Raw genomic sequence first — 17,916 nt, forward strand, 5'->3', positions numbered from 1 at the left:
TTTTGGGTAGCTTTGAGGCCACAGGGCGTAAAATAGCGGGTTTGCTCATAAAAAAGCATAGCGTTGCTGCATCCCTGTTGTGTACGGATTTCAGCGTTTGCCATTGTAAAGCCTATGGCCGTATTGGCAAATTGAGCCTGATTTCCTTATTTATTTCCTTACTTATTCTGTGCATGCATTCTCTCTCCGATTACGATTTCGAGCTGCCTCCCGAGCTGATCGCGCAAACCCCGCTGTCCGAGCGCAGCGCCTCGCGCCTGCTGCATGTGGACGGCAATCGCCTGATTGACCGCCAGTTTACCGACATCGTCGACCAGCTCAACGCCGGCGACCTGCTGGTGTTCAACGACACCCGGGTGCTCAAGGCGCGCTTCTTCGGCGTCAAGGAAACCGGCGGCAAGGTCGAGGTGCTGGTCGAGCGCGTGGTCGACAACCGCACCGTGCACGCCCAGGTGCGCGCCTCGAAATCGCCGCCTGCAGGCAGCCGGATCTGCCTGGCTGAAGCATTTGATGTGGTGGTGAGCGAGCGCGTCGGCGAGTTTTATACGCTGGTGTTCCCGGCCGATGTATTCGAGCTGATCGATGCCCATGGCCGTTTGCCATTGCCGCCGTATATCGAGCACGATGCCGACGCCTTCGACGAAACCCGTTATCAAACCGTCTACGCCAAACACGCCGGCGCAGTGGCGGCGCCGACCGCCGGCCTGCATTTCGACCAGGCTCTGCTGGAGCGCCTGCAGCAGAAGGGTATCGGTTTTGCCTATGTCACGCTGCATGTGGGCGCCGGCACCTTCCAGCCGGTGCGCAGCGAGAACCTGGCGGAACACAAGATGCACAGCGAGTGGTACACCATCACCGAAGCCACGGTGGAGGCGGTGCGCGCCACCAAGGCTGCGGGCGGCAAGGTGATCGCGGTCGGCACCACCAGCTTGCGGGCGCTGGAATCGGCTTCGCAGTCCGGCGTTTTGCAGGCGGGCAGCGCCGATACCGCCTTGTTCATCACTCCCGGCTATGTTTTCAAGACCGTGGAGCGCCTGATCACCAACTTCCATTTGCCGAAATCGACCTTGCTGATGCTGGTCTCGGCTTTTGCCGGCTACGACTGCATCCGCGCCGCCTACGCCCATGCCATCGCGCAGCGTTATCGCTTCTTCAGCTACGGCGATGCGATGCTGCTTACCTATAACGCCTGATCCTGATTATTAATTGATTGAAACCCATGCTTGAATTCACGCTGCTGAAAACCGAAGGAAAGGCCCGCCGCGGCCGCCTCAAACTCAACCACGGCGTTGTCGAAACGCCGATCTTCATGCCGGTCGGCACCTATGGTTCGGTGAAGGCAATGTCGCCGCTGGAGCTGGTGGAGATCGAAGCCCAGATCATCCTCGGCAATACCTTCCACCTGTGGCTGCGGCCCGGCACCGACGTCATCGACAAGTTCAGCGGCCTGCACAAGTTCATGGCCTGGGACAAGCCGATCCTGACCGATTCCGGCGGTTTCCAGGTGTTTTCGCTGGGCGCGATGCGCAAGATTACCGAGGAGGGCGTGAAATTTTCTTCGCCGATCAACGGCGATAAACTGTTCCTCTCGCCCGAGGTGTCGATGCAGATCCAGAAATCGCTGAATTCCGACATCGTGATGCAGTTCGACGAATGCACGCCGTATGAAATCGATGGCCGTCCCGCCACCAGCGAGGAAGCGGCGCAGTCGATGCGCATGTCGCTGCGCTGGGCCAAGCGTTCCAAGAACGAATTCGACCAGCTGGAAAATCCGAATGCGCTGTTCGGCATCGTCCAGGGCGGCATGTTCGAGAACCTGCGCGACGAGTCGCTCGCCGGCCTTGAAGATGTCGGCTTCCACGGCATCGCCATCGGCGGCCTGTCGGTGGGCGAGCCCAAGGAAGAAATGATGCGTGTGCTGGAGCACATCGGCCCGCGCCTGCCGGCCGACAAGCCGCATTACCTGATGGGGGTCGGTACGCCTGAGGACCTGGTGGCCGGCGTTGAAAACGGCGTCGACATGTTCGATTGCGTGATGCCGACCCGCAACGCCCGCAACGGCTGGCTGTTTACCCGCTTCGGCGACCTGAAGATCAAGAACGCCCGCTACAAGGATGACGAAAAGCCATTGGACGAGACCTGCGGCTGCTACGCTTGCCGTAACTTCTCGCGTGCTTACTTGCATCATTTGCATCGCACCGGCGAAATCCTTGGCGCGCGCCTGAATACGATACACAATCTGCATTACTACCTGGACCTGATGAAAAATATCCGGGCAGCGCTGGATGTCGGGCAATTCGGCGTATTCGTGACCCAATTCCACCTGGACCGGGCGCGCGGCGTCTAGGATTTACCCTGGCAAAAAGTATGCATTTTGCAACTATTTGCCGATAAACCGGTCTATGCCCACTGGCCTGATCTGCCGGCTCACACTATAAAGGCGGCGGATTGGCCGATTTTCCCGGCAATAAATAGCGCCGGGGCGCGGCTGGACGGTTGTATGCCGTTACCCAATGCTAGAATGCTGGGCTATTTTCAAACTATTACCTGGAGCAACTCGTGTCAATTATTTCCAGCGCTTACGCGCAAACTGCACCTGCGGCTACTGCCGCTGCCGGCCCATTTGGCCTGAGCGGCAACCTGACCAGCTTTTTGCCTATCATCCTGATGTTCGTGGTGTTGTACTTCCTGATGATCCGTCCGCAAATGAAGCGTCAGAAAGAACAGAAATCCATGATGGAAGCGCTGGCCAAGGGCGATGAAGTAGTGACAGCCGGCGGCATGCTGGGCAAGATCACCAAGGTTACCGACGGCTACATCACCCTGGAAATCGCCAGCGGCACTGAAGTCGTGGTGCAAAAGGGTTCGGTCACCACATTGCTGCCGAAGGGCACAATCAAGACGGCACTGTAATTCAGGCGCCTGACTGATGGAACGAGAGCATCCGGACGGGTGCTCTCTTCAAATGTAAAGTCCGGAATAAAAAGAGCCTGGCGGTGCAATGCTGGAAGTGCAGTACTGCAAGCGCAGCAACACCAGCGCAGTACTACAAGACATTGCACGCAGGGCATCGGCTGCAAACCATGCAAGCAAGAGACTCCCTCTGAGACTCACACAGAACGCTGAATCAATATGAATCGCTATCCTCTCTGGAAATATATCCTGATCGTCATCGCGCTGCTGTTCGGCGTGCTGTACACCATACCGAATCTGTTTGGCGAATCGCCTGCGGTACAGGTGAGCAGCGGCAAATCGACCTTGAAGATCGACAGCTCGCTGGCCGACCGGGTGTCGCAAGTGCTGCAGCAAGGAAATTTGCTGACCGACAGCGTCACTTTTGAGAACGCCGGCGCCCAAGGTACGGTGCGCGCCCGTTTTCACGATACCGACACCCAGTTCAAGGCCAAGGCTTTGCTGGAACAGACCCTGAATACCGACCCGACCGATCCGGTCTATGTGGTGGCTTTCAACCTGGTGCCGAATACGCCGCATTGGCTGCAAGCCATCCACGCATTCCCGATGTACCTGGGGCTCGATTTGCGCGGCGGCGTGCACTTCCTGATGCAGGTCGACACCAAGGCGGTGATCAACAAGCGCCTGCAGGGTTTGCAAGCCAGCGCCCGCACCGAACTGCGCGACAAGGATATCCGTTACAGCGGCATCAACCGCAATGGCGATACCATAGAAATCAGTTTCCGCGATCAGGATACGCTGAACAAGGCGCGCAACATATTGGCGCCGCAACTGTCCGAGATGTCGATCCAGGTAGTGCCGCCAGTGGCCGGCGCCGATCCCATGCTGACCGCATCGCTGAAGCCTGAAGCGCTCAAGCAGATCGTCGACAACGGCGTCACGCAAAACATCACGACCTTGTCGAAGCGGGTCAATGAACTGGGCGTCAGCGAACCGATCATCCAGCGCCAGGGCGCCGACCGCATCGTGGTGCAGATGCCGGGCGTGCAAGACGTCTCGCGCGCCAAGGACATCATCGGCCGTACCGCGACGCTGGAAGTGCGGATGGTGGATGAATCGGTAACCCGCGGCACGGAAGCCACCGCCGCGGTGCCTTTCGGTTCCGAACTGTTCAAGGTCGGCAAGAACGCGCCGGTAGTGCTGTACAAGGATCCTGTGCTGACCGGCGACTATATCTCTAGCGCTGCCGTCAGTTTCGACCAGAACCAGCAACCCGCGGTCAGCATCGACCTCAACGGCGACGGCGGCCGCAAGATGCGCGACGCTACCCGCGGCAAGGTCGGCAAGGCGATGGCGATCGTGCTGTTTGAAAAAGGCAAGGGCGAAGTCCTGACCGTGGCGACGATCCAGAGCGAACTGGGTTCGCGCTTCCAGATCACCGGCATGGGTTCGCCTGAAGCGGCTGCCGACCTGGCGCTGCTGCTGCGCGCCGGCTCGCTGGCGGCGCCGATGACCATCATCGAAGAACGCACCATCGGCCCGCAGCTGGGCGCCGAGAATATCAAGAAGGGTTTTGACTCGACCATGTACGGTTTCGCCGTCATCGCCGTGTTCATGATCATCTACTACATGCTGTTCGGCTTGTTCAGCGTACTGGCGCTGTCAGTCAACCTGCTGCTGCTGATCGCGGTATTGTCGACTTTGCAGGCGACGCTGACCTTGCCGGGTATCGCCGCGATTGCGCTGACCCTCGGTATTGCGATCGACGCCAACGTGCTGGTGAACGAACGCATCCGCGAAGAACTGCGCAACGGCAATTCGCCGCAGGCAGCGATTTCCATCGGTTTCGACCGCGCCTGGGCCACGATCCTGGATTCCAACGTGACGACGCTGATCGCCGGCCTGGCATTGCTGATTTTCGGTTCCGGCGCCATCCGCGGTTTTGCGGTGGTGCATTGCCTGGGCATCCTGACTTCGATCTTCTCGGCAGTGTTCGTTTCGCGCGGTTTCGCCAACCTCTGGTACGGCCGCAAGAAGAAACTGACCAGCCTGTCGATCGGCCAGATCTGGAAACCGGACGCTTGAGCCGCAACCAAGCGCAAGCGCATATTGAATAACGTTGCGGCCGCCATGGTGCGGCCGCACAGGCAAGAACCAGTGGTGTGAACCAAAAGGAATGTGATGGAACTTTTCCGTATCAAGAAAGATATTCCGTTCATGCGCCATGCATTGATATTCAATGCAATCTCGGCGCTGACGTTTGTATTGGCCGTATTCTTCCTGTTCTCGAAAGGCCTGCATCTGTCGATCGAGTTTACCGGCGGTACGGTAATCGAAGTCGCCTACAGCAAACCGGCCAATATCGAAGGCATACGCAAGACGGTCGAAGGCATCGGTTATAGCGATAACCAGGTCACCAATTTCGGCACCGCCCAGGACGTGATGATTCGCCTGCCGGCAAAAAAAGGTGAAAATTCCAACGCCCAAAGTGCAACCGTACTGAAAGCCTTGCAGCAGCAAGACCCCGATGTGCAGCTCAAGCGCACCGAGTTTGTCGGGCCGCAGGTGGGCGACGAACTGGCGCACGACGGCTTGATGGCGCTGCTGTTCGTGGTGATCGGCATCGTCATCTACCTGGCCATCCGTTTCGAATGGAAATACGCGGTGGCGGCGATTATCGCCAACTTGCATGACGTGGTGATCATCCTCGGCTTCTTCGCCTTCTTCCAGTGGGAATTCTCGCTGACCGTACTGGCGGCGATCCTGGCGGTGCTGGGTTATTCGGTGAATGAATCGGTGGTGGTGTTCGACCGCGTGCGTGAAACTTTCCGCGATCGCCGCTTCGGCAAGCTGGCAGTGGCCGATGTCATGAACCACGCGATCACCAGCACGATTTCCCGTACCATCATCACCCACGGCAGTACGGAAATCATGGTGTTGTCGATGTTCGTGTTTGGCGGTCCGGCGCTGCACTACTTTGCACTGGCGCTGACCATCGGTATCCTGTTCGGTATTTACTCTTCGGTGTTTGTGGCGGCGGCCGTGGCAATGTGGCTGGGCGTCAAGCGTGAAGACATGATCAAGCCGATCAAGGAAAAAGACGAGACTGACGGCGCCGTGGTGTAAAGCGTTGCGGTTATAAAAAAACCAGCCTGCGGGCTGGTTTTTTTTGGTCTGGCGGAAAGCGGCGCTTCAGATTTTCTTGGCCAGCGATGCTGCATGTCCGATGTAGTTGGACGGCGTCATGGCCAGCAGGTGGTCTTTGGCTTCCTGCGGGATTTCCAGCTTGAGGATGAACTCGCGCAATGCATCCTTGGAGATGCCTTTGCCGCGCGTCAGCTCTTTCAGCTGTTCGTACGGATTCTCGATGCCGTAGCGGCGCATCACGGTTTGCACCGGCTCGGCCAGCACTTCCCAGGTAGCATCCAGGTCTTCCGCCAGGCGGCCGGGATTGACTTCCAGCTTGTTCAGGCCGCGCAGGCAGCTGTCGTAAGCCAGGATCGCATAACCGAGGCCGACGCCGATATTGCGCAGCACGGTGGAGTCGGTCAGGTCGCGCTGCCAGCGCGACAGCGGCAGTTTTTCCGACATGTGCTTGAGCACGGCGTTGGCCATGCCCAGGTTGCCTTCGGAATTCTCGAAATCGATAGGGTTGACCTTGTGCGGCATGGTCGAGGAACCGATTTCACCGGCCTTGGTGCGTTGCTTGAAAAAGCCGAGCGAGATGTAGCCCCAGATATCGCGGTTGAGGTCGAGCAGGATGGTATTGCTGCGGCTGATGGCATCGAACAGTTCCGCCATGTAGTCGTGCGGTTCGATCTGGATGGTGTAGGGATTGAACACCAGGCCCAGCCGTTGCTCGATCACGTTTTTCGAGAAATTTTCCCAGTCGAAATCGGGATAGGCCGACAGGTGGGCATTGTAGTTGCCGACCGCGCCATTCATCTTGCCCAGGATTTCCACGGCGGCGATGCGTTTCACCGCGCGTTGCAGGCGCGCCACGACATTGGCCATTTCCTTGCCGAGCGTGGTCGGGCTGGCCGGCTGGCCATGGGTGCGCGACATCATCGGCAGATCGGCGTTGACATGCGCCAGTTCGGTCAGCTTGGCGATCACCTGTTGCAGGGCCGGCAGCAGCACGGTATCGCGCGCCGCTTTCAGCATCATGCCGTGCGAGGTGTTGTTGATGTCTTCCGAGGTGCAGGCGAAGTGGATGAATTCAGACGCCGCGACCAGTTCCGGCACATCCTTGACTTGTTCCTTGAGCCAGTACTCGACCGCCTTGACATCATGGTTGGTGACGGCTTCGATGGCCTTGATGCGTTCTGCATCGGCTTCGCTGAAGTCGCTGGCCAGCTTGTCGAGCAGCGCGGTGGCGCTGGCGGAAAAGGGTTTGATCTCGGCGAAGCCCGCATCCGACAGGGCTTGCAGCCAGGCGATTTCAACCTTGACCCGGTGGTGCATGAAACCGGCTTCGGACAGGATAGGACGCAGCTTGTCGGTTTTGGCGGCGTAGCGGCCATCCAGCGGGGACAGGGCGGAAAGCGTGGAAAGAGACATGATAATGGTGACTATAGAGGTGAATGAAGATAGGGGCGGCAAGCCTGTTGTTTCTATTTTGCAAGTACGCAGCGTGCTTAAGCGCGCTATGAAATTCTGGCAACAAATTTTGGCAACAACGTCTGGCAACAACGCAAGGCAATAACCAGCCAAACCGAATTTTACCATTTGCAACGTGGTAAATATGCCGCTTTGCGTTCGGACCCGGGCGGGGATGGACAAAGTGGCAGGGGGCGAATGCTATAATCAGCCAACATTTTTTACCATAAGTGACATATGAAGCTGATCGGTTCCCTAGGTAGTCCTTTCGTCCGCAAGGTACGCGTAGTGATGGCGGAAAAGAAACTGGACTACGACTTTGTGCTGGAAGATGTCTGGGCCGCCGACACCAAGATTCACACTTCGAATCCCTTGGGAAAAGTGCCTTGCCTGGTGATGGAAGACGGCGGCGCCATGTTCGATTCGCACGTAATCGTCGAATATCTCGACACCCTGACGCCGGTTGGTAAACTAATCCCGATCAACAGCCGCGAGCGCTCCGAAGTGAAATGCTGGGAAGCGCTGGCCGACGGCGTGCTCGAGGCCGGCGTGCTGATCCGCCTGGAGGGCACGCAGCGTGCCGAAGGCGAACGCAGCCAGGCTTGGATCGCCCGCCAGCAGCGCAAGATCGACGGCGGCCTGAAAGCGATGGCGGCGGGACTGGCAGAAAAGCCGTTCTGCTCCGGCACCCACTATTCGCTGGCTGACGTCGCAGTCGGCTGCGCCCTGGGCTGGCTCAGTTTCCGTTTCCCCGAGATTAACTGGCGCGAAGATTATCCGACGCTGGCCAAACTGTATGAGAAATTGTCTGAGCGCCAGTCGTTCAAGGACACCGCTCCGCAATAAGCCCACATCGCCGAAGCCGGCTGTTCCGCAAGATGGACCATGGAACAGCGGCATTCGGAGGCATCTTTCTTCCGCGTAAACCTCTTCTCACTCCTGCATGACCCGAGGCCCGGCCGCGCGCTAATTGCCTGCCTGGCTGCTTTTCTTCGGCGCGAAGAAAGTCGATGGCGACTGCCCGAAAGTTTTCCTGAACATGGCCGAAAAAGCCGACTGGCTGGCGTAGCCCAGTTCGGTCGCCACCAGCGACAGCGGCATGCCGCGCGCGATCATCGGCGCCGCATGCGCCAGCCTGATCTGTTGCCGCCACTGGCCGAAGGTCATGCCCAGGTCGCGTTCGAACAGGCGCGCCAGAGTTCTTTCCGAGGCGCCGACCTGGTCTGCCCAGGCGGCCAGCGTCATGCTGGAATCGGGCGTTTCCATCAAGGCCTGGCAGATGGCGTGCAGGCGCTTTTCGGTCGGCAGGGAGATGCGTATGCCCTGGGTTTGCGCCGCCGCCAGTTCGCTCAGTATCAATTGGCTGAGCAAGGTTTCCCTGCGGCTGCCGTCGTCGGTTTGCGACAGTGCGGCGATCAGCTCGCGCAGCAAGGTCGATACTTCCAGCACGATGCATTCCTGGCCGTCGAACGGCGTCGCATCGGTATGGATGTACAAGGCGCGCAGCTGCGATTTTTCCATGGTGGCGATTTCATGTTCCGCCAATGGCGGAATCCAGATCGCCCTGAGCGGCGGCACGATCCAGGTGCTGTTGCCGACGCTCACGCGCAGCACGCCTTCCGCGGCGTAGGTGACTTGGCCCCAGGGATGGGAATGTGCGCTCAGCAGCTTGGCGGCGTCCAGGTCGCGCGCGCGCAAGCGCACCGGATGCAGTGTGTCCGGCACGACATCAAGCAAGCCGATGGTGGTATGGGTAAGTATTTGGGCTGGCATATGGCAAGAACGGGCAAGAATGGCAGAAATACGACAAATTATGTCTTTCTATCTTAAAACAGTCTCGGGTTTTTTGCTTACACTGACATCTTGCGAATGATGATCATCTTTTCGACGGCGAAACCGGCCGCGTCCTTTGCGCCTTGCACATTATCTCCACTATTCATCTCACCACCATGCCAACCGCAGCCAAGCAGATTTCCCCCGCCATGGGGTCGCAGGACGCCGAGAAAACCGGTTTCCGCGTATTGGGCGCCATCAGTTTCGCCCACTTCCTGAATGACATGATCCAGTCGCTGATCCTGTCCATCTATCCGCTGCTGAAAGGCAATTTCAATCTGAGCTTCGCGCAGATCGGCCTGATTACCCTGACTTACCAGATCACTGCCTCGATCCTGCAGCCGCTGGTGGGGCTCTACACCGATAAACATCCGAAGCCGTATTCGCTGGCGCTGGGCATGGGTTTCACGCTGGTGGGCTTGCTCATCCTGTCGGTCGCGCCCAGCTACGGCATCTTGCTGTTCGCCGCGGCCCTGGTCGGCACCGGCTCGTCGATTTTCCATCCGGAGTCGTCGCGCGTGGCGCGCATGGCTTCCGGCGGCCGTCATGGCCTGGCGCAGTCGATTTTCCAGGTGGGCGGCAACGCCGGCAGTTCCATGGGCCCGTTGCTGGCCGCATGGATCGTGATCCCGCACGGACAGACCAGCATCGCCTGGTTCTCGGCGGCGGCGCTGCTGGCGATCGTAGTGCTGTGGCAGATCGGTAACTGGTACAAGCGCAAGCGCCAGGAAGCCAAGAACCAGCCGGCCAAGGCAAAACAGCATCATGTAACGCTGCCGCGCAACAAAGTGCTGTTCTCGGTAGGCATCTTGCTGATGCTGGTTTTCTCGAAATATTTTTACATGGCCAGCCTGAGCAGCTACTTCACGTTTTACCTGATCGACAAATTCCAGCTGTCGGTGCAGTCTGCGCAGCTGCATTTGTTCGTGTTCCTGTTTGCAGTGGCTGCCGGCACCGTGCTGGGCGGTCCGATCGGCGACAAGGTTGGGCGCAAGGTGGTGATCTGGGTGTCGATCCTCGGCGTGGCGCCGTTTACCCTGATGCTGCCGTACGCCAACCTGTTCTGGACCGGCGTGCTGACAGTGGTGATCGGCGTGGTCCTGGCTTCCGCCTTCTCGGCGATCCTGGTGTTCGCCCAAGAGCTGGTGCCTGGCAAGGTCGGCACCGTATCGGGTTTGTTCTTCGGTTTCGCTTTCGGCATGGGCGGCATCGGCGCCGCTGCGCTGGGCAAGCTGGCCGACATGACCAGCATCAGCTTCGTCTACCAGGTCTGTTCGTTTCTGCCGCTGATTGGCCTGCTGGCGGCGTTCCTGCCCAATCTAGAGGGACACCGGCGCAAAGCTGCCGGTTGACCGGCATCAGTCGTGAAAAAAGCGCGCTGGCGACAGCGCGCTTTTTTTCTGCTCATTTTCTACCTGCTGCAGCATCATTTCTTTTGCTTGGCCACCCACTGTTCCAGCGCTTGCAGCGTGTTGCTGACATGCTTGTCCGGATCCATGCTGCTGTATTCATAGATGATGCTGCCGTTGGGAGCGATCACGTACGATACGCGGTCGGCGTAGTTGGTCTTCGCCAGCAGCACCGAATCATAGGACTTCATGATTTTCTGGTCCTGGTCGGAGGCAACCGCGAATTTGCTGCGGCATTCGCTGACCGAGAATTTGTTGAGAGTATCGATGTTGTCGGCGGATACGCCGATCACCGACGCGCCGAGCGCTTTGTACTTGTCGACCGCATCGGCAAACAGATGGGCTTCGATGGTGCAGCCTTTGGTAAAGGCTGCGGGATAAAAGTAGAGCACTACCGGGCCTTTTTTCAGCTCATCGGCCAGCGAATAGCTGAACACCTTGCCGCCGAGGGAAGCCTGGGTGGTAAACGGCGGCGCCGGCTCGCCAGCCTTGAGAGCGGCAAAAGCCGGTGCTGCAACAGCGCTGCAAACCATTAAAGCGGCAATCAGTCGTTTCATGAAGACTCCTGGATGAATAATAAGCAGCATCATGCGTCGAGATCGCGGCGTTGTCCAATCACTTGTTTAGTCAACGCTGCGATCAGCCATTTTTAATGGCCGCCGTGCCAGCCGCCGCCCCATCCGCCTCTGCCGCCCCAGCCTCGTCCACCCCAACCGCCGCCGCCCCAGCCACGCGAATAGCCAAAGCCGATGTCCACGCTTGGCGCCACATATACCGGCGCCGGAGCGTAATAACCGCCGCCGTAATAACTGCCGTAGCCGCCGCCGTAATATCCGTCACCGCCGTAAGGATAGGCAACGCAGCCGCCAAGCAGCATGGTTGCACCCAGCAGTGTTGCTCCAATTAACAGTCGCTTTTTCATGAGACCCTCCGTCTCTGGTACTGATGGAAATTGGATATAAGCCTAGCAGATAAGTTCAGCTTGGACAGGGCGATGTGTATCACGCCGGAATTGACGGTTACGGGGAGTATGCCTGAGTGATGCAGGGAGATGCGGGAGAGATCGGGGATTTTTCTTCCTATACTCCGTCCAGTACCGGATCGGAGCACAGGATTTGATGTGCTACTTTTACAATCGGTAACCAAATTCACTATGGAAGTGTTCATCGATTTCGGCACGGCTGGGCGCGTGGTTCTGCGGTCCCAGGTGAGCGATCTTGATGCTGCCCAACAAACTGGAGAGGCGGCCGGTGGTGGCCCAGTCCATGCCGTTGCTCAAGCCGTACAGCATGCCGGCGCGGAAGGCGTCGCCGCAACCGGTAGGATCCAGCACCTGGTCGGCCTTGACGCAAGGGATGTCGATCTTGCCGCCGCCGGTGAAAATCTCCGCGCCGAGTTCGCCGCGAGTCACTACCAGCGCCGACACCCGTTCGGCAATCTGCGCTAGCGATAAACCGGTGCGCGAAGCGAGCATTTCAGCTTCATAGTCGTTCATGGCGATATAAGTCGCGAGTTCGATGAACTGCTTCAGCTCGTCGCCGTTGAACATCGGCATGCCCTGGCCCGGATCGAAGATCAACGGGATGCCCTGCGCCGCGCAGTCGGCAGCGTGCTGCAACATGCCGTCGCGGCCGTCGGGGGCGACAATCGCCAGCTTGACCGGGCCGGCGTCGGCTACCTTGTTCTCATGCGAGTGGGTCATGGCGCCGGGATGGAAGGCGTTGATCTGGTTATTGTCGGCGTCGGTGGTGACGAAGCATTGCGCGGTATAGATCGATTCGATGGTGCGCACCGTCTTGCGCGAAATGCCTTGCTGGTCGAGCCGCGCCAGGTAGTCGCCGCCGTCGTGGCCGATGGTCGCCATGATTTGCGGATCGCCGCCCAGCAGTTTCAGGTTGTAGGCGATATTGCCGGCGCAGCCGCCGAAGTCGCGGCGCAAGGTCGGCACCAGGAAGGAGACACTGATCTTGTGCAGCTGGTCGGCCAGCAGCGCATCCGAGAAGCGTCCCGGATATTGCATGATGACGTCGAAAGCCAGTGAACCGCAAATGAGAGAGGTCATAATAAAAGAGGAAAACTCGCTGGTTGGCGCGGATGGTCTGCGCAAATAAAATAATTACGGGATAGAGTTTAAGCGCAACCGGCAAACTTTGCGCCGCTCACTGCAGGCCCTAAGGATAATACAGGTACACCCGGTAACCGGACGCCTTCAGCTGCAATAGCTCAAAACCCAGCTTCACAGGCTGTTCCTGGTCGCTGGCGAAACCCTGGGCCGGATTGGCCGATGCGCTCAAATAATCGTGGGGGTAAACACCCGGCGCGCTATCGCCTTCTCGTTGCCGTCGTTTAAGGTCAGTTCGATATTGGGCCAGGCTTGCACCGTGTCGCTGCGGTTGCGCAGCAGCAGGTTCAGCGAAAACAGGTTGCGGGCCGGATCGACCGCCTGCAGCTCGTTGGCTTCGATGGAAATGCTGTCGATTTTCATGGGCAGGCCGACGCTGCAGCCGATTTTCGCGCAAGCGCCGACCAGCACCGGCTTGAGCTGCGGCACGCGCGCCGCCAGCTGGTCGCGAAAGAAATAAGTCGATTGTCCGGCCAACCCGACCAGCAGTAGCGCACCTGCGCCCCACATGGCCCAGCGCAGCGTGCCGCCGATCCGTTGCCTGCGCCTTGCGCTCAGCACAAAATCGGGCTCGTCGGCAGCAGCCGGCTCCGGTTCGGCAGCGGTTTTGTCGCGGTTCTTCTTTTTGCTGCTGCCGTCGCCGCCGTCCGCTGCGTTCGAGGGATTTGCCACGGCAGGGGTCTTTTCCGCCCGCCACGGCTTGCGCTGCAATTCATCGATGATGCGATCCAGTTCATCGTCGTCAGCAGCGGTGCCGGATTCGGCTTTTGCAGCCTGCACGTAATCTTCCTGGCCGGCGACATGCATCAAGGTCATGCGCGCCATCTGCTTGTCTTCGTCTTCGTCGACATGACGATGCCAGACATTCGGCGTCGGCGGATTGCTTGCCGCTTCGTCCGGATCGGTAGAGGCGGAGGGTTTGATCAGGCCGAACGGCGTGTGATGCACATCGGCCGGCGCCGACTGGCTGGTTTCTTCGGCGATCCGCAAATCCTCTTCGAGGCCGTCAATCGCCGCTTCCACCCGACCCGATGCCATTGATCGGCCGGTGGTTTCAGGCGCGGCTGAAGGTGCGATGACAGGCAACGGGTGATCTGTGGCGACGGCGACTGCCGGCTCGGGTTCTGGTGTTGGTCTCGGTATCGGCGTTGGTTCGGGCGCGACGTAAACCGGGGGCGGCGGAGCGCTATGCTGCGGTTCCGCCTGGGGTGCTTCGTCAGCGCCAAACCCGTGGGTCTGGATAGTTACAGCATCTTGCTCTGGCGCCGTTGCAGGCGCCGGCACCGGTCTCGATATCGGGACCGATACCGGGACCGATACCGGGACCGCCACGTCGGGCCGCACCAGGTGCTCGATGCCATTGAAGACTTCGCGGCAGCTGCCGCAGCGAACCAGGCCGCCGCGCAGCTTCAGCTGGTCGTTGGCGACCCGGAAGGTGGTCTGGCAATGCGGACATTGGGTCGCGAGCGCCATGGCCTGCTTACTTCAAGGTTCCGGACAGCGCTACCCAGCCATCCTGCTCTGCCCAGACACTCAGGGGCAGCCACTGCGCGTAGGCGGCGATGACGTCTTGCGCCTGTTCCGCCAGCACGCCGGACAGGGTCAGGCTGCCGCCGGCAGCGATGCGGCTGCACAGCATGGGCGCCATCAGCTTGAGCGGACCGGACAGGATGTTGGCGACCACGATATCGAATACTTGCACCGTGCTCTTGGCGCTGAAATCTTCCGGCAGGTAATAGGCGACGTCGCAGTGATTGCGTTCGCTGTTGTAGCGTGCTGCATCGATCGCATGCGGGTCGATATCGACGCCGACGACGGTGCTGTCGCTGCCGAGTTTCATGGCCACCATGGCCAGGATGCCCGAGCCGCAGCCGTAATCGAGCAGCGATTTCGGCTTTTGCAGCGGTACATGGATTTCCAGCCATTCCATGCAAAGGCGGGTGGTCGGATGGCTGCCGGTGCCGAAAGCCAGGCCCGGATCGAGTTCCAGGATCAGGCCGTTGGCGTCGGGCGCATCGTGCCAGCTAGGCACCACCCAGATATTCTTGCCGATATGGATGGGTTCAAACTGCGATTGCGTCAGCCGCACCCAGTCTTGCGCCGCCACCGGCCGCAGCGAGTAGGGCGGGACCGCGACGCCGCAAGCCTTGGCGGCGTTGCTGACGATCGCTGCATGATCGGCGTCGACTTCGGCCAGCACCACTACCCGGCTGCGCTGCCAGGCGGCTTCCTTGGGTTCCATGCCGGGTTCGCCGAACAAAGGCTGCTCGGCGGCGGTTCCCAGGTCGGCATCTTCCACCGAAACCGATAAGGCGCCGGCATCCATCAACGCATCAGACAGCGTTTCGGCGTCGTTCAGGGCAACTTCAATAACAATTTCGGTCCAGCTCATCAGATGCCTTACTGTGTAATGGAAACTCCCTAAGGGGAATCCTTATTTCTTTGCTGCTTTATCCGTTTCCTTCGCCACCACCGGCCGCTCGGCCAGTTTGTGTTCCAGGTAGTGGATGTTGGTGCCGCCTTCGATGAAACGGGCGTCAATCATCAGTTCACGGTGCAGCTGGATGTTGGTTTGAATCCCTTCCACCACCATCTCGGACAGGGCGATCTGCATCCGCTTGATCGCCTGCTCACGGGTGGAACCATAGGAAATTACCTTGCCCACCATCGAATCATAATGCGGCGGCACGAAATAACCCGCATAGGCATGGGAATCGACCCGGATGCCAGGACCGCCAGGCGCATGCCACGACAGGATCTTGCCTGGCGACGGCGTGAACTTGAACGGGTCTTCGGCGTTGATGCGGCATTCGATGGCGTGGCCGGAGAGCTGGATATCGCGCTGGCGGAAGCGCAGCTTTTCGCCGGCGGCGATGCGGATCTGTTCCTGCACGATGTCGATGCCGGTGATCATTTCGGTGATCGGATGCTCAACCTGGACCCGAGTGTTCATTTCGATGAAATAGAACTCGCCGTTTTCATACAGGAATTCGAAAGTGCCGGCGCCGCGGTAATCCATCTTGCGGCAAGCTTCGGCGCAGCGGTCGCCGATTTTTTCGATGACCTTGCGCGGGATGCCTGGCGCCGGCGCTTCTTCGATCACTTTCTGGTGGCGGCGCTGCATGGAGCAATCGCGTTCGCCCAGCCAGACTGCGTTCTTGAACTGGTCGGCCAGGATCTGGATTTCCACGTGGCGCGGATTTTCCAGGTACTTCTCCATATACACTTCCGGATTGCCGAACGCGGCGCCGGCTTCGGTCTTGGTCATGGTCACCGCATTGGCCAGCGCCGCTTCGGTGTGCACCACGCGCATGCCGCGTCCGCCGCCGCCGCCGGCCGCCTTGATGATGACCGGATAGCCGATCTTGCGGGCAATCTTGACGATTTCCTTCGGATCATCCGGCAACGCGCCTTCCGAGCCGGGAACGCAGGGCACGCCGGCGCGGATCATGGCTTGTTTGGCCGATACTTTATCGCCCATCAGGCGGATGTTCGCCGGCCGCGGGCCGATGAACACGAAACCCGACTGCTCAACCCGCTCGGCGAAATCGGCGTTCTCGGACAGGAAGCCGTAGCCTGGGTGGATGGCCTCGGCGTCGGTCACTTCAGCTGCGCTGATGATGGCCGGCATGTTGAGGTAGCTCAGGCTGGATGGCGCCGGCCCGATACAGACCGATTCGTCCGCCAGTTTCACATACTTGGCGTCACGGTCTGCCTCGGAATGGACCATGACGGTCTTGATGCCCATTTCACGGCAGGCGCGTTGGATGCGCAAGGCGATTTCGCCGCGGTTGGCGATAAGGATTTTTTCAAACATAGTAATTGGTATATGCGTCGCTAAGAGTTAAGCGTTATCAAGCATTGGGTTGACAATGCGGCCTTGGCACAAAGGCCCGCACTGGCAACCAGAACGGCGGGACCCGGATGAGCGGATGCCGCCGTGCAGGCTACTCGGTAGTTCTCTCGGTACAGATCGCTCGGTACAAATCTATCAACCAATGATGAACAGCGGCTGGCCGAATTCGACCGGCTGGCCGTTTTCCACCAGTATCTTCTTCACTACGCCGGAAGCGTCGGCTTCGATTTCATTGAGCAGCTTCATCGCTTCGATGATGCACAGCGTGCCGCCTTCCTTGATTTCCGAGCCGATTTCGACAAATGCCGGCGAGCCGGGCGCCGACGAGCGGTAGAAGGTACCGACCATAGGCGATTTGACGATATGGCCTTCCGGTACAGCGGCCACTTCTACCGGCGCCGCGGCAGCCACTGGCGCCGGTGCGGCTACCTGGTACTGGGCCGGATGCTGTTGTTGCGGTTGCATCATGACAACCTGGTTTTGCTGGGATGCAGACGACTTGACGATACGGACCTTGCTTTCGCCTTCCGTCACTTCCAGCTCTTCGATGTCTGATTCAGCGACGAGGTCGATCAGCGTTTTGAGTTTTCTCAAATCCATATGCAATCCTTCAGAATAAATAATGAAAAGCTATTTTCGTTTTTATGACACGCAATCCGGCGCTGCAAAGGATCTGCGAACGCCGCATTGCTGCAAGATTATCAACTAGAGTTTCTTAATGGCAAAATCAATTGCTGCATGATAGCCATCCACGCCTAAACCGCAAATGACTCCAACAGCGACATCCGATAAATAGGAATGATGTCGAAACGCTTCTCGCTGGTGGATATTCGAGATGTGGACCTCGACAAAACGGATTGCCACTCCGCTCAATGCGTCGCGCAGGGCGACGCTGGTGTGCGTGAGCCCGCCCGGGTTGATCACAATGGCGTCGACGCCTTCTGCCTTGGCCGCATGGATGCGGTCTATCAGGGCGCCTTCGTGATTGCTTTGGAAGTGCTCAAGCCGAGCCCCAGCAGCAGTTGCCTGGACCCGAGCTGCTTGTTCGATATCGCTCAGCGAGGTCGAACCGTAGACTTCTGGCTCTCTTGTACCCAGCAAATTCAGGTTGGGTCCGTTGAGTAGAAGTATATTTTTTGCCATGGAGATGGTGCTCCGTTTGACGACGATGGCCGCATTTTGCC

General features: G+C 59.0%; 19 protein-coding genes. 8 read left to right on the forward strand and 11 right to left on the reverse strand.

The genetic code is table 11. The features are described 5' to 3' along the window. Positions 1 to 173: 173 nt before the first annotated feature. From queA to secF, 5 genes are all read left to right on the forward strand, one after another. Positions 174 to 1,193 carry a tRNA preQ1(34) S-adenosylmethionine ribosyltransferase-isomerase QueA gene (queA, locus tag CFter6_RS04795; protein WP_061538955.1) on the forward strand — a complete coding sequence of 340 codons (1,020 nt, stop codon included), beginning with the start codon at positions 174 to 176 and terminating at the stop codon, positions 1,191 to 1,193. A 26-nt stretch (positions 1,194 to 1,219) separates the two neighbouring features. Further along, on the forward strand, positions 1,220 to 2,347 hold the full coding sequence (gene tgt / locus CFter6_RS04800; RefSeq protein WP_061538956.1) for a tRNA guanosine(34) transglycosylase Tgt: 1,128 nt from the start codon (positions 1,220 to 1,222) through the stop codon (positions 2,345 to 2,347). Between the two features lie 212 nt (positions 2,348 to 2,559). After that, a complete protein-coding gene (gene yajC / locus CFter6_RS04805) occupies positions 2,560 to 2,913 on the forward strand; it encodes a preprotein translocase subunit YajC (protein WP_014004754.1) in 354 nt (117 codons plus the stop codon). Between the two features lie 219 nt (positions 2,914 to 3,132). Then, a complete protein-coding gene (gene secD / locus CFter6_RS04810) occupies positions 3,133 to 4,998 on the forward strand; it encodes a protein translocase subunit SecD (protein WP_061538957.1) in 1,866 nt (621 codons plus the stop codon). Between the two features lie 96 nt (positions 4,999 to 5,094). Beyond that, positions 5,095 to 6,039, forward strand: a complete 945-nt coding sequence (secF, locus tag CFter6_RS04815) for a protein translocase subunit SecF (protein ID WP_061538958.1) — start codon at positions 5,095 to 5,097, stop codon at positions 6,037 to 6,039. Positions 6,040 to 6,105: 66 nt separating this feature from the next. Here secF and purB read toward each other — a convergent pair whose 3' ends face one another. Then, on the reverse strand, positions 6,106 to 7,473 hold the full coding sequence (gene purB / locus CFter6_RS04820; RefSeq protein WP_061538959.1) for an adenylosuccinate lyase: 1,368 nt from the start codon (positions 7,471 to 7,473) through the stop codon (positions 6,106 to 6,108). Between purB and CFter6_RS25940 the strand changes: the two genes are divergently transcribed. Further along, positions 7,472 to 7,618: a hypothetical protein gene (locus CFter6_RS25940; protein WP_167351356.1), complete on the forward strand. Its 147-nt coding sequence runs from the start codon at positions 7,472 to 7,474 to the stop codon at positions 7,616 to 7,618. The two genes, purB and CFter6_RS25940, sit on opposite strands and share 2 nt — an antisense overlap. A 131-nt stretch (positions 7,619 to 7,749) precedes the next feature. Next, on the forward strand, positions 7,750 to 8,358 hold the full coding sequence (locus CFter6_RS04825) for a glutathione S-transferase C-terminal domain-containing protein (protein ID WP_061538960.1): 609 nt from the start codon (positions 7,750 to 7,752) through the stop codon (positions 8,356 to 8,358). Positions 8,359 to 8,478: 120 nt separating this feature from the next. Here CFter6_RS04825 and CFter6_RS04830 read toward each other — a convergent pair whose 3' ends face one another. After that, positions 8,479 to 9,285, reverse strand: a complete 807-nt coding sequence (locus CFter6_RS04830) for an AraC family transcriptional regulator (RefSeq protein WP_061538961.1) — start codon at positions 9,283 to 9,285, stop codon at positions 8,479 to 8,481. Positions 9,286 to 9,494: 209 nt separating this feature from the next. On the opposite strand from CFter6_RS04830, the gene CFter6_RS04835 reads away from it, so the two are divergent. Beyond that, positions 9,495 to 10,697, forward strand: coding sequence for an MFS transporter (locus CFter6_RS04835; RefSeq protein ID WP_417924802.1), 1,203 nt, complete (start codon positions 9,495 to 9,497; stop codon positions 10,695 to 10,697). Positions 10,698 to 10,771: 74 nt separating this feature from the next. Here CFter6_RS04835 and CFter6_RS04840 read toward each other — a convergent pair whose 3' ends face one another. From CFter6_RS04840 to aroQ, 9 genes are all read right to left on the reverse strand, one after another. Then, a complete protein-coding gene (locus CFter6_RS04840) occupies positions 10,772 to 11,311 on the reverse strand; it encodes a peroxiredoxin (RefSeq protein ID WP_061538963.1) in 540 nt (179 codons plus the stop codon). A gap of 92 nt (positions 11,312 to 11,403) precedes the next feature. After that, positions 11,404 to 11,676: a hypothetical protein gene (locus CFter6_RS04845; protein ID WP_082814596.1), complete on the reverse strand. Its 273-nt coding sequence runs from the start codon at positions 11,674 to 11,676 to the stop codon at positions 11,404 to 11,406. Between the two features lie 207 nt (positions 11,677 to 11,883). Continuing rightward, positions 11,884 to 12,816: a carbohydrate kinase family protein gene (locus CFter6_RS04850; protein WP_061538965.1), complete on the reverse strand. Its 933-nt coding sequence runs from the start codon at positions 12,814 to 12,816 to the stop codon at positions 11,884 to 11,886. A 109-nt stretch (positions 12,817 to 12,925) separates the two neighbouring features. Then, positions 12,926 to 13,048 carry a DUF3426 domain-containing protein gene (locus CFter6_RS26330; protein ID WP_150118631.1) on the reverse strand — a complete coding sequence of 41 codons (123 nt, stop codon included), beginning with the start codon at positions 13,046 to 13,048 and terminating at the stop codon, positions 12,926 to 12,928. After that, complete coding sequence (locus CFter6_RS26710; protein ID WP_061538966.1) at positions 13,045 to 14,349, reverse strand: DUF3426 domain-containing protein; 1,305 nt, start codon at positions 14,347 to 14,349, stop codon at positions 13,045 to 13,047. The genes CFter6_RS26330 and CFter6_RS26710 overlap by 4 nt, the downstream gene beginning before the upstream one ends. Positions 14,350 to 14,356: 7 nt before the next feature. After that, positions 14,357 to 15,268: a 50S ribosomal protein L11 methyltransferase gene (prmA, locus tag CFter6_RS04860; RefSeq protein WP_061538967.1), complete on the reverse strand. Its 912-nt coding sequence runs from the start codon at positions 15,266 to 15,268 to the stop codon at positions 14,357 to 14,359. A gap of 42 nt (positions 15,269 to 15,310) precedes the next feature. Continuing rightward, positions 15,311 to 16,693, reverse strand: coding sequence for an acetyl-CoA carboxylase biotin carboxylase subunit (gene accC, locus CFter6_RS04865; protein WP_014004766.1), 1,383 nt, complete (start codon positions 16,691 to 16,693; stop codon positions 15,311 to 15,313). A gap of 174 nt (positions 16,694 to 16,867) precedes the next feature. Beyond that, positions 16,868 to 17,332, reverse strand: a complete 465-nt coding sequence (gene accB, locus CFter6_RS04870; RefSeq protein ID WP_041741235.1) for an acetyl-CoA carboxylase biotin carboxyl carrier protein — start codon at positions 17,330 to 17,332, stop codon at positions 16,868 to 16,870. A gap of 105 nt (positions 17,333 to 17,437) precedes the next feature. Continuing rightward, positions 17,438 to 17,875 (reverse strand): type II 3-dehydroquinate dehydratase, encoded by a 438-nt coding sequence (gene aroQ, locus CFter6_RS04875; protein WP_014004768.1) that lies wholly within the window; start codon positions 17,873 to 17,875, stop codon positions 17,438 to 17,440. Positions 17,876 to 17,916 lie beyond the last annotated feature (41 nt).

This window comes from Collimonas fungivorans, assembly GCF_001584145.1.
In the GTDB taxonomy this organism is placed as follows: domain Bacteria; phylum Pseudomonadota; class Gammaproteobacteria; order Burkholderiales; family Burkholderiaceae_D; genus Collimonas; species Collimonas fungivorans.